At 63.8% G+C, this 11536-nt stretch carries 13 protein-coding genes and 1 pseudogene; 6 read left to right on the forward strand and 8 right to left on the reverse strand.

Features of this window, described 5'->3' with window-relative positions; all coding sequences use genetic code 11:
• Nucleotides 1-107: pseudogene (locus APH30_RS28885) on the forward strand (EamA/RhaT family transporter); the annotation flags it as partial.
• A 13-nt stretch (nt 108-120) separates the two neighbouring features.
• Nucleotides 121-579, forward strand: a complete 459-nt coding sequence (locus APH30_RS23180) for a DUF4265 domain-containing protein (protein WP_054913883.1) — start codon at nt 121-123, stop codon at nt 577-579.
• 3 nt (nt 580-582) lie between these two features.
• Here the strand turns inward: APH30_RS23180 and APH30_RS23185 are convergent, their stop codons facing one another.
• The 4 genes from APH30_RS23185 to cysK form a co-directional block, all read right to left on the reverse strand.
• On the reverse strand, nt 583-1464 hold the full coding sequence (locus tag APH30_RS23185) for a DMT family transporter (RefSeq protein ID WP_054913884.1): 882 nt from the start codon (nt 1462-1464) through the stop codon (nt 583-585).
• A 115-nt stretch (nt 1465-1579) separates the two neighbouring features.
• Nucleotides 1580-1741 carry a hypothetical protein gene (locus APH30_RS28890; protein ID WP_009686782.1) on the reverse strand — a complete coding sequence of 54 codons (162 nt, stop codon included), beginning with the start codon at nt 1739-1741 and terminating at the stop codon, nt 1580-1582.
• A gap of 127 nt (nt 1742-1868) precedes the next feature.
• Nucleotides 1869-2804 carry an aspartyl/asparaginyl beta-hydroxylase domain-containing protein gene (locus APH30_RS23195; protein WP_054913886.1) on the reverse strand — a complete coding sequence of 312 codons (936 nt, stop codon included), beginning with the start codon at nt 2802-2804 and terminating at the stop codon, nt 1869-1871.
• A gap of 172 nt (nt 2805-2976) precedes the next feature.
• Complete coding sequence (gene cysK / locus APH30_RS23200) at nt 2977-3951, reverse strand: cysteine synthase A (RefSeq protein WP_009686784.1); 975 nt, start codon at nt 3949-3951, stop codon at nt 2977-2979.
• Nucleotides 3952-4084: 133 nt separating this feature from the next.
• Between cysK and APH30_RS23205 the strand changes: the two genes are divergently transcribed.
• The 3 genes from APH30_RS23205 (at nt 4085) to APH30_RS23215 (ending at nt 7479) form a co-directional block, all read left to right on the forward strand.
• Entirely contained in the window at nt 4085-5158 is a 1074-nt protein-coding gene (locus APH30_RS23205) for a DUF748 domain-containing protein (protein ID WP_009686785.1), read from the forward strand.
• A 283-nt stretch (nt 5159-5441) separates the two neighbouring features.
• A complete protein-coding gene (locus APH30_RS23210; protein ID WP_009686786.1) occupies nt 5442-6287 on the forward strand; it encodes a MoxR family ATPase in 846 nt (281 codons plus the stop codon).
• Between the two features lie 13 nt (nt 6288-6300).
• Nucleotides 6301-7479: a VWA domain-containing protein gene (locus APH30_RS23215; RefSeq protein ID WP_054913887.1), complete on the forward strand. Its 1179-nt coding sequence runs from the start codon at nt 6301-6303 to the stop codon at nt 7477-7479.
• A 115-nt stretch (nt 7480-7594) separates the two neighbouring features.
• On the opposite strand, the gene APH30_RS23220 is transcribed toward APH30_RS23215, so the two are convergent.
• Genes APH30_RS23220 through APH30_RS23235 form a run of 4 tightly spaced genes read right to left on the reverse strand, consistent with a single transcriptional unit; the run spans nt 7595 to nt 11267 of the window.
• Nucleotides 7595-8512, reverse strand: a complete 918-nt coding sequence (locus tag APH30_RS23220) for a biotin-dependent carboxyltransferase family protein (RefSeq protein ID WP_054913888.1) — start codon at nt 8510-8512, stop codon at nt 7595-7597.
• Complete coding sequence (gene pxpB / locus APH30_RS23225; RefSeq protein ID WP_054913889.1) at nt 8509-9195, reverse strand: 5-oxoprolinase subunit PxpB; 687 nt, start codon at nt 9193-9195, stop codon at nt 8509-8511. The genes APH30_RS23220 and pxpB overlap by 4 nt, the downstream gene beginning before the upstream one ends.
• Nucleotides 9195-9971, reverse strand: coding sequence for a 5-oxoprolinase subunit PxpA (locus APH30_RS23230; RefSeq protein WP_054913890.1), 777 nt, complete (start codon nt 9969-9971; stop codon nt 9195-9197). Before APH30_RS23230 ends, pxpB begins: the two co-directional genes overlap by 1 nt.
• A gap of 9 nt (nt 9972-9980) precedes the next feature.
• Nucleotides 9981-11267, reverse strand: a complete 1287-nt coding sequence (locus tag APH30_RS23235) for an MFS transporter (RefSeq protein WP_054905135.1) — start codon at nt 11265-11267, stop codon at nt 9981-9983.
• Nucleotides 11268-11395: 128 nt separating this feature from the next.
• On the opposite strand from APH30_RS23235, the gene APH30_RS28355 reads away from it, so the two are divergent.
• The coding region (locus APH30_RS28355; protein ID WP_156326624.1) for a LysR family transcriptional regulator at nt 11396-11536 on the forward strand (141 nt) is incomplete at its 3' end.

The following is an 11536-nucleotide window of genomic DNA, read 5'->3' on the forward strand; positions in this document are numbered from 1 at the left end:
GTGGGGGCGCATGGCTGCTGGACGAGCCGCTGTCGCTGGCGCACCTGTATGGCGGCCTGCTGATTGCTGTGGCCTTGTGGCTGGTACTGCGCCCGGCGCGCAATTGACCGGGAGAACGGCATGAACCCGACCTGCAAAAAGGTGCTGTTCCGCCTGGAACAGGACGCCAACGGCTACCCACCGGCCTCGGTCGAAGGCCTTTGGGCCAAGGCTGTGGAAGGCGGCCATGCCGTGGACAACATTCCCTTTCATGTGTACGGCATCGCGCCGGGTGACCTTATCGGCACCTATGAAGAAGACGGCCAGACCTGGTTCGCCGAACTGCGCCAAAGCAGCGGCACCTCGGTGTTCCGGGTGCTGGTCAAGCCCCCGGAAACCCTCGATCAGGTTCGCGCTGCCTTGCAGGATTTCGGCTGCGCCTGTGAAACCGAGCAGTCGGTAAGACTGCTGGCCGTGGCAGTACCGCAACAGCGCTCAATCGACACCCTGCTCTACTACCTGCTCACCCAGCGCGAAGCCGGGCTGCTGGACTTCGAGGAAGGCGTACTCCGGCACGCCATCCCCGCCGAGTTCCGCTAGGGCTCAGGCCTCGGCCAGGCGCTTGGCAGGCTTGCGGAACACGAACAGCAGGCCGACCACGATCAACCCCATGCCCAGCAGGCTGAGCGGCGCCAGGCGGTTGCCGAAGATCAGCAAGTCCATCACCGCGGTCACCGCCGGCACCAGGTAGAACAGGCTGGTGACGTTGACCAGGTTACCCTTGGCGATCAGCCGATACAGCAGCAAGGTGGCCAGCAGCGAAACCACCAGGCCCATCCACAGCAAGGCAGCCACGAAACCCCCGGTCCACTGCACCTGTAAGGGTTGCAAGGGTGCGAACAGCGCGCACAGGGCAAAGCCGGCCAGGTACTGCAGCGGCAGCGTGCCCATGGGGTTGTCGGTGATGCGTTTTTGCAGGATCGAACCGCAGGTCATGCTGGCCAGCGCCAGCAGGGCGAACAGCATGCCCGCCAGCGACACCCCACCCAGGTTGAGCCCCTGGTACACCACCATGATCAAGCCGCTCAAGCCCAGCCCCAGGCCGAACAGGCGGCTGATCGAACGCTGGCGCTCCATCAGCACGACGGTGAGGATCGGTTGCACGCCCATGACCGTGGCCATGATGCCTGGCGTGACGTGGGTGTCGAGGGCCAGCAGATAGAAGATCTGGTAAGCCCCGAGCAACACGCAGCCAGTGCCCAGGGCACGCAGCATGGCGCCCTTCCGGCGTGGCCAGCGCAGCCCCAGCAACGGCCCGATCAGCAACAGGCCCGCCAGGGCCAAGGCAGAGCGCAGCAGCAGGAAGGCGAACGGGCTGGCATGCGCCAGGCCAAGTTTGGAAACGATCGCCCCGCTGCTCCACAGCAGGACGAACAGGCTGGTAGTGGCCGCCGAGGCCACGGATGCTTTGTTGAAAAAGGACATTTATTGCCACCTGATGATAGGCAGATAAGCCAAGCGGACGGCCTGCGCTAAAGCGCACTAAGTAGCCGGCCGGTTTCAGTGGGTTGCGTGTGCGAAGGGACTCGGCCGAAGCCGATCAGCCCAACACGACCACGCAGCATGGCGGAGCTACGCCGCCTACGGCGCCACTGACAGGTGGTGGGTAATGACTGACCATGGCCGGCTGCTGGCTGCCACGCACGACCATGCCCGCGACTGGCGCGATGGCAAAGCTGGTGGTGGAGGGCTTGGCGGGCATGATTCAGGCTTCAGGGAAGGAAGTGTTGTGGAGAATAGCGGTGAACCCACGATTGGGCAATAGCGGGCGCCAGTGTGAGGTGAGCTGGCCTATGCGCGGGTGAACCCGCGCACAGGCCAGCCTGCGCTCAGAACAACCAGCGGTAAAGCAGATAAGCCACGACCACCGCCAGCACCGGGCGCAGGACCCGGTAGGCCTTGGGGTTGGCCCGCTTGAACTGCTTCACGCGAGTGCTGAGCTTATTGGAGAAACGCTTGCTCCAGGCATACGCCTGGTTGATACCGCCCACCCGCTCGTCGTCGGTATTCTGTGGCGCGGTGGCGCGGCCAAGGAAGGCACTGACCTGGCGGTTGATGCGGGTCATCAGCGGGCTGCTCAACGGCCGCTCGATGTCGCAGAACAGGATCACCCGGGTCACATCGGTCTCGTTCTTCACCCAGTGCACGTAGGTTTCATCGAACATCACGTCTTCGCCGTCCCGCCAGGCGTATTCCTGCCCATCGACGTAAATGCGGCAGGCGTCGGAGTTCGGCGTGGACAGGCCCAGGTGGTAACGCAACGAACCGGCGAATGGGTCGCGGTGCGGGTTCAGGTGGCTACCGCCAGGCAGCAGGGCGAACATCGCGCCCTTGACGTTGGGAATGCTGCTGACCAGTTCTACGGTTTTCGGGCACAGCGCCTCGGCCGATGGCAGCGGCTTGTCATACCACTTCAGGTAAAACCGCTTCCAGCCCTTCTTGAAGAACGAACCGAAGCCGGCGTCGTTGTCCTTTTCGGCGGCGCGGATATAGCCCTCGTCGAACAGGCGCATGGCCTCTTCGCGGATTTCCTGCCAGTTGTCTTTGAGCACATCCAGTTCCGGGAAGCGCTGGCGGTCCAGGTAGGGTTTGGACGGCACCCCGGAAAACAGGTACATCAAGGCGTTGTAGGGGGCGAACAGCGCCGAATGGTTGACGAACTGGCGCAACACCGGCAGGCGGGCCTTGCCGCGCAGGTGCACGAACAGCACGCTGCCGAAGAACACCAGCAAGACACCCGCCTTGGCTGCAAAGGATAAGGTCATGCATCACTCCTAGGGGAAGAAACAGGGCTGCGCGGCCTGCTCTCCTGAAAATCATCCTGCCATCATAAACCGATCCCGCCGCGGTACAAACCACCCGGGCGGGATCGTGTCGATGAAGATTGTGCAGTCAACCAGGCCGCCGAACATTGAGCCCGGTCAGCGGCATGGCCGGTTACTGCTGGTTTTCCTGGTCGCTGAACATGTCGCTGAACAGCATGCTCGACAAATAACGCTCGCCAGAATCGGGCAGCACCACGACGATGGTCTTGCCTTGCATTTCCGGTTTTTCCGCCAGGCGCACGGCCGCCGCCATGGCTGCGCCGCAAGAAATGCCGCAGAGAATGCCCTCTTCCTGCATCAGGCGAATGGCCATGGCCTTGGCCTCTTCGTCGGCCACCGTCAGCACCTGGTCGACGATCGACAGGTCGAGGTTTTTCGGTACGAAGCCAGCCCCGATGCCCTGGATCTTGTGTGGGCTGGGCTTGAGCTCTTCGCCGGCCAGGGTCTGGGTGATCAGTGGCGAAGCCTCTGGCTCCACGGCCACCGACAGGATCGCCTTGCCCTGGGTATGCTTGATGTAGCGCGACACACCGGTGATGGTGCCGCCCGTGCCCACCCCCGCCACCAGCACGTCCACCGCGCCGTCGGTGTCGTTCCAGATTTCCGGGCCCGTGGTTTTTTCGTGAATGGCGGGGTTGGCCGGGTTCTCGAACTGGCCTGGCAGGAAGTACTGCGCCGGGTCTGAGGCCACGATTTCGTTGGCCTTGTCGATGGCGCCCTTCATGCCTTTGGCCGGCTCGGTCAGCACCAGTTCGGCGCCCAGCGCCTTCAGCACCTTGCGCCGTTCGAGGCTCATCGACGCGGGCATGGTCAGCATCAGCTTGTAGCCACGCGCGGCGGCAACGAAGGCCAGGCCGATACCGGTGTTGCCCGAGGTGGGCTCGACTATGGTCATGCCCGGCTTGAGCCGGCCGCTGCTTTCGGCATCCCAGACCATGTTCGCGCCAATGCGGCACTTGACCGAGTATCCCGGGTTGCGCCCCTCGATCTTGGCCAGGATGGTCACGCCACGCGGGGCGATCCGGTTGATCTGCACCAGCGGCGTGTTGCCGATGGAATGGGCGTTGTCTGCAAAGATACGGCTCATGGCAGGGGTCCTTGGCATGAAAGCGAGCAGGAAAAGACCTCAAGGGTAAGCCCCGGCCGTAGGCCCGTAAAGCCTGTTCGAACTCAACCGGGCGCATTGCGGTCCACCGCACATCCTCCTGGGAGACACCCCGATGAAAGCCCGTTATCGCTGGCCGCTGATCGGCCTGGCCAGCCTGGTGGCGCTGCTGGTGGCGTTGCACCTGGCGCTGCCCTACCTGGTACGCGACTACCTCAACGACAAGCTGGCCGACATGGGCGACTACCGTGGCCACGTGGCCGACGTGGACCTGGCCTGGTGGCGCGGGGCCTACCGGATCAACGGCCTGCGGATCGTCAAGACCAGCGGCAAGGTGCCAGTCCCGCTGCTGGATGCACCGGTTATCGACCTGTCGGTCAGCTGGCACTCGCTGATCTACGACAAGGCCGTGGTGGCGAAAGTGATCTTCGAGCAGCCCGAACTGAACTTCGTCGACGGCGGCAACAAGCAGGCCTCGCAGACCGGCCAGGGCACCGATTGGCGGCAACAACTGGAAAAGCTGCTGCCGATCACCCTCGATGAAGTACATATCGACAATGGCACCCTGACCTTTCGCAATTTCAATTCCAACCCACCGGTCAACCTCAAGGCAACCCGGCTGGACGCCACCATCAGCAACCTGACCAACGTGCGCGACAAGCAAGGCCGGCGCGACGCCAGCTTCGAGGGCACGGCGCTGATCGCCGGCAATGCCAAGGTCGAAAGCCGCGCCACCTTCGACCCGTTCAGTGACTTCGATGACTTCGAGTTCCGCCTGCGTGCCACCGGCATAGAACTGCGCAACCTGAATGACTTCGCCAGTGCCTACGGCAAGTTCGACTTCAGCGCAGGGCATGGTGACGTGGTCATCGAGGCGCAGGCGGAAAACGGCCGCCTCAATGGATACATCAAACCCCTGCTGCGTGACGTGGACGTGTTCGACTGGCAGCAGGATGTCGAGAACAAGGACAAAGGCTTCTTCCGCTCGGTGTGGGAGGCCCTGGTGGGCGCCTCCGAGACGGTGCTGAAGAACCAGCCGAAAAACCAGTTCGCCACCCGGGTGGAGCTCAGCGGCAGCGTGCACAAGCAGAACATCAGCGCTTTCGAGGCCTTCCTGCAGATCCTGCGCAACGGCTTCATCCAGGCGTTCAATGCACGCTATGAGCAACCGGCGCCGAAGTCCGACTGAAACAGCGTGACGGGGCATTCAGGGACTGAATACCCGGTCTGCGTTTGCAGCTGCCCGGGCCCGCGTTATAGTCGGTAACAAATCGAAAACAGGTGTTGGGCCATTCGCGGGCGCGCCCGCTCCCACAGGTACTTCCGCAGATTCAGAAGTTTGTGCAATTCCTGTAGAAGCGGGCGTGCCCGCTCCTACAGGTACCCCGCAGATTCAGAAGTTTGTGCAATTCCTGTGGGAGCGGGCGTGCCCGCGAAGAGGCCGGCACAGGCTTACAACAGAGGACAGCCCCATGAAGTTCGAAGGCACCCGCGACTACGTCGCCACAGACGACCTGAAACTGGCGGTAAACGCGGCCATCACCCTCGAACGCCCGCTGTTGGTCAAGGGCGAACCCGGCACCGGCAAGACCATGCTCGCCGAGCAGCTGGCAGCTTCGTTCGGCGCGCGCCTGATCACCTGGCACATCAAGTCCACCACCAAGGCCCACCAGGGTCTCTACGAGTACGACGCGGTCAGCCGCCTGCGCGACTCGCAGCTGGGCGTGGACAAGGTCCATGACGTGCGCAACTACCTGAAGAAGGGCAAGCTGTGGGAGGCCTTCGAGGCCGAGGAGCGGGTCATCCTGCTGATCGACGAAATCGACAAGGCCGACATCGAGTTCCCCAACGACCTGTTGCAGGAACTGGACAAGATGGAGTTCTACGTTTACGAAATCGACGAGACCATCAAGGCCCGGCAGCGCCCGATCATCATCATTACCTCGAACAACGAAAAGGAACTGCCCGACGCCTTCCTGCGCCGCTGCTTCTTCCACTACATCGCCTTCCCCGACCGCAGCACCCTGCAGCAGATCGTCGACGTGCACTACCCGAACATCAGCCAGGCGCTGGTCAGCGAGGCGCTGGACGTGTTCTTCGACGTACGCAAGGTGCCTGGCCTGAAGAAAAAGCCTTCCACCTCCGAGCTGGTCGACTGGCTCAAGCTGCTGATGGCCGACAACATCGGTGAAGCGGTGCTGCGTGAACGCGACCCGACCAAGGCGATCCCGCCGCTGGCCGGTGCGCTGGTGAAGAACGAGCAGGACGTGCAACTGCTCGAGCGCCTGGCCTTCATGAGCCGGCGCGGCAACCGCTGACAGGAGCCGGGCCATGCTGCTCAACCTGTTCAATGAAATGCGTGCGGCCAAGGTGCCGGTGTCGGTGCGTGAACTGCTCGACCTGCACCAGGCCTTGCAAAAGCACGTGGTGTTCGCCGACATGGACGAATTCTATTACCTCGCCCGCGCCATTCTGGTGAAAGACGAACGCCACTTCGACAAGTTCGACCGCGCCTTCGCCGCTTACTTCAAAGGCCTGGAAAACCTCGACCAGCACATCGAGGCGCTGATCCCGGAAGAATGGCTGCGCAAGGAGTTCGAGCGCTCGCTCAGCGACGAAGAACGCGCGCAAATCCAATCGCTGGGTGGCCTGGACAAGCTCATCGAGGCCTTCAAGCAGCGCCTGGAAGAGCAGAAGGAGCGCCACGCCGGCGGCAACAAGTGGATCGGCACCGGCGGCACCAGCCCGTTCGGTTCGGGCGGCTACAACCCCGAGGGCATCCGCGTGGGCGAGGCCGGCAAACGCCAGGGCAAGGCGGTGAAGGTCTGGGACCAGCGCGAGTACAAGAACCTCGACGACCAGGTGGAACTGGGCACGCGCAACATCAAGCTGGCCCTGCGCCGGCTGCGCAAGTTCGCCCGTGAAGGCGCCGCCGAAGAGCTCGACATCGACGGCACCATCGACCACACCGCGCGCGATGCCGGGTTGCTGAACATCCAGATGCGCCCTGAGCGGCGCAACACCGTGAAGCTGCTGTTGCTGTTCGACATCGGTGGTTCCATGGACGCCCACGTCAAGGTGTGCGAAGAACTGTTCTCGGCCTGCAAGACCGAGTTCAAGCACCTGGAGTACTACTACTTCCACAACTGCGTGTACGAGTCGGTTTGGAAGAACAACCTGCGCCGCACCTCGGAGCGGTTTTCCACGTTCGATCTGCTGCACAAGTATGGCGACGACTACAAAGTGATCTTCGTTGGCGATGCGGCCATGGCGCCTTACGAAATCACCCAGCCCGGTGGCAGCGTGGAGCACTGGAACGAAGAAGCCGGGTACGTGTGGCTGCAGCGTTTCATGGAGAAATTCAGGAAGATCATCTGGATCAACCCCTATCCCCGGCAGGCTTGGGACTACACCGCCTCGACCCACCTGGTGCGGGAGTTGATCGAGGACAAGATGTATCCGCTGACCTTGCAGGGGTTGGAGGAAGGGATGCGGTATCTCTCAAAGTGAGATAGAACGGGCTGCCACTTGCCAGCGGTCTGGCCTCTTCGCGGGCGCGCCCGCTCCTACAGGTATGGCGCAGGCCTGTATGGGAGCGGGCGTGCCCGCGAAAGGGCCCGCAGCCTTACAACCACCGGCCCAAGTATTGCTGCTGCTCCCGCCACGCCTCATCCTGCACCACCGCCCTGAACTTCACCTGCGCCCCCGGCATGCACTGCGCCAGTTGCGCCAGCGCCAGCGGCGTCAACGCCCCCAGCCGCGGGTAACCGCCAATGGTCTGCCGGTCATTGAGCAACACGATCGGTTGCCCGTCCGGCGGCACCTGCACCGCCCCCAGGGGAATGCCCTCGGAAATCATCGGCGCGCCCTGGTAGACCAGCTGCGGCCCCAGCAAGCGGATGCCCATGCGGTCGGCCCGGCTGTCCAGGGTCCAGTCCGTGTTGAATGCCTGGTACAGGCTGGTACCGCTGAAATCGCCGAGCTGCGCGCCCATCACCAGGTCGAGCACAGGCTTGTGGTGATAGCGCGGGCGCAACGCATCCGGCACTTCACGAAGGGTTGCCGGCGTATCCGCAAAAGCCAGCAGCTGGCCTTTACCAAGCGCAGCGCCCTGGCCGTCTGTACCGCCCAGCGCTTCGCGCACCACGGTGGCACAGCTGCCCAGCACCGCCTCGCCGCGAAACCCGCCAGGCGCCGCCAGGTACGCCCGAACGCCCTGCTTGGGCTGCTTCAGGGCCAAGCGCTGCCCTTTGCCCAAAGCAAAGCTGCGCCAGGGCGCTACCGGCTGATCATCAACTCGCGCATCCAGGTCGGCACCGGCCAGCGCCAGCACACAATCCTGCTGCGCCACCACACAGAAGCCACCCAGCGCGACCTCCACCACAGGTGCGGCCAGCGAATTGCCCAACAGCCAGTTGGCCCAGTACATCGCCACCCAGTCCAGCGCCCCGCCCTGGGTCACGCCCAGGTGCCGTACGCCGAAGCGCCCGGCGTCCTGCAACTGGCACAAGGCGTTGCTGGCCTCGATCGTCAACTGCTTCATCCTTGCGCCTCCACATCGCCGCCCAGGGCCAGAAACTCATCACGCGTAACCGCCACGAAGCGCACCCGGTCACCGGGTTGCAACAGGCTATAGCCTTCACGTTCACGGTCGAACAGGCGCACCGGGGTACGCCCGATCAGGTTCCAGCCCCCCGGCGACACCGCCGGGTACGCTGCCGTCTGGCGCTCGGCAATACCCACGCTGCCCGCCGCCACGCGCTTGCGCGGGGTGCTCAGGCGGGGGCTGGCCAGGCGTTCATCGACCAGGCCCATGAAGCCGAACCCGGGGGCGAAGCCCAAGGCAAAAACCGGGTACTCGCGCTCGCTGTGCAAGCGGGCCACTTCACCCTCGGTCAAGCCGCTGCGGGCAGCCAGTACAGGCAGCTCCGGGCCGACGCTTGCGTGGTACCACACCGGGATCTCGTGGCGCCGGCCACCACTGCCGGCGTCAGGCTGCAAACCGTCCAGTGCCTGGGCGATCAGCGCCCTCGCCTCGGCCGGCGGCAGGTCGAAGTGCACCATCAGCGTGGTGTACGACGGCACCAAGTCCAGCAGGTGCTGGCCGAACGCTGCGCGCAAGCACTGGCTGGCAGCAAGCATCCACGGCATGTTGGCCTCGTCGATACGCTCGAACAGGCGCACCATCAGGCTGTCGACCGCGACCACTTCGATACGCAGCTTCATCATCGCTCCATGGCATCGAGGGCTTGGCGAATCTGCCGCACCGCTGCTACCGAACTGTCGTTGTCGCCATGCACACACAGTGTGGTGGCCGCCAGCTTCAAGGCACTGCCATCGTTCGCCACCAGCGTATCGCCACGGGCCAGGCGCTCGGCCTGCTCCACCACACGCGCCGGGTCGTGATGCACGGCGCCGGGCAGGCGCCGCGAGACCAGGTGGCCGCTGGCGGTATAGGCCCGGTCGGCGAATGCCTCGAACCACAGCGGCACGCCGATTTCATCGCCCAGCGCCTGGGCCGTACGGTTGTCGGCGGTGGCCATCAGCATCAGCGGCAGGTCGCTGCCGTAAGCCGCCACAGCTTCCAGCACGGTGCGCAGCTTGAGCGGGTCGGCCATCATGTCGTTGTACAGCGCGCCATGCGGCTTGATATAGGCCACACGGCCGCCGAGCACCTTGCAGATGCCGTCCAGTGCGCCGATCTGGTAGTGCAGCAAATCGCGAATTTCCTCGGGGCTGCAGGCCATGGACCGGCGCCCGAAGCCGACCAGGTCCGGGTAGGCCGGGTGGGCACCGATCGCCACCCCGTGCTCCAGTGCCAGGGCCACGGTGCGGCGCATGATGCCAGGGTCACCGGCATGGTAACCGCAGGCGATGTTGGCGCAGTCGATGTAGGGCATGACCTCGGCATCCAGGCCCATGCGCCAGCTGCCAAAACTTTCACCCATGTCGCAATTGAGTAGCAGGCGTTCCACCACGCGGCCTCCGTTGTTGTCGTGCATGTGCCTACCTTACCGCGCTTGCAACTGTTTGCCGCGTGTTTCCGGCAGGCTCAGCGCTGCAACGATCACCACGCCATAGGACACGGCAGAAAACACACCGATACCCAGGCCCAGCGGCACCTGCTGGCCGAGCAAGCCAATCAGCAACGGGAACAGCGCCGCAACGACTTTGCCGATGTTGTAGCAGAAGCCCTGCCCCGAACCGCGGATACGTGTTGGGAACAGCTCTGTCAGGAACGCGCCCATGCCGCTGAAGATCCCCGAGGCGAAGAAGCCCAGCGGGAAGCCCAGCCACAGCATCACGCCATCGCTGACGGGCATCTGCGTGTACAGCAGCACGATGACGAACGAGCCCACGGCGAACAGGATGAAGTTCTTCTTACGCCCCAGCAGGTCGGACAGGTACGCACTGACGACGTAGCCCACATACGAACCAACGATCACCATCGCCAGATAGCCACCGGTTCCCAGCACGCTCAGGCCGCGTTCATTCTTGAGGAAGGTCGGCAACCAGGACGTGATGGCGTAGTAACCGCCCAGCGCGCCTGTGGTCAACAACGAGGCGCGCACGGTGGTCCAGAGCATGCCTGGGGCGAAAATCTCGTAGAAGTGCGACGGTGCCTCGGCCGCTGGCGTCGCCTTGGCCTGGCGGTAGACCTCCGGGTCCTTGACCAGGCGGCGCACGAAGATCACGAAGATGGCCGGCACCAGGCCCAACAGGAACAGTGCCCGCCAGGCCTGCTCAGGCGGCAGCCAGGAGAACAGCAGTGCATAGAGGATGGCGGTGAGGCCCCAGCCAATGGCCCACCCGGACTGCACCATGCCGACCGCCTTGCCACGGTCTTGGGCGCGGATCACTTCGCCGATCAGCACTGCGCCGGCGGTCCACTCGCCGCCGAAGCCGAAGCCCATCAAGGTTCGGGCGATCAGCAACTGCTGGTAGTTCTGGGCGAACCCGCAGAGAAAAGTGAAAAACGCAAACCACAGTACCGTCAGTTGCAGGGTACGTACGCGGCCGATGCGGTCGGAGAGGATGCCGGCTATCCAGCCGCCCACCGCCGAGGCGATCAGCGTGCTGGTGTGGATCAGCCCGGCTTCGGTGGTGGTGATCCCCCACAGCATGATCAGCGTGGGGATGACGAAGCTGAGCATCTGGGTGTCCATGCCATCCAGGCCGTAGCCAATCTTGCAGCTCCAGAAGGTGCGCCGTTGCTGTGAGTCGATGTCGCGGTACCAGGCGAACGGCCCGGACGAAGGGGAAGAACTGACCTGCTGCTGCACGCCGGTGGGGTTCATGCTTGCCTCGGCTTGTTGGTATTGTTGTATGGGCGACCTGTACTGTCGCGGCCTGGGCCAATGTTCGGAGCCCGCGCGCGCTGCGTCCAACGAGAAAAACCGCCGGTCTGGAACAAGAAAAACTGATCATGAACCTTCGCTTTCTCGAAACCTTTGTCTGGGTCGCCCGCCTCAAGAGCTTCCGCCTGACCGCAGACAAGCTGTTCACCACCCAGGCCTCGGTCTCCAGCCGTATTGCCGCGCTGGAGGCCGACCTGGGCGTGAAGCTG

The organism is Pseudomonas sp. NBRC 111127 (assembly GCF_001320345.1).
GTDB lineage: Bacteria > Pseudomonadota > Gammaproteobacteria > Pseudomonadales > Pseudomonadaceae > Aquipseudomonas > Aquipseudomonas juntendi.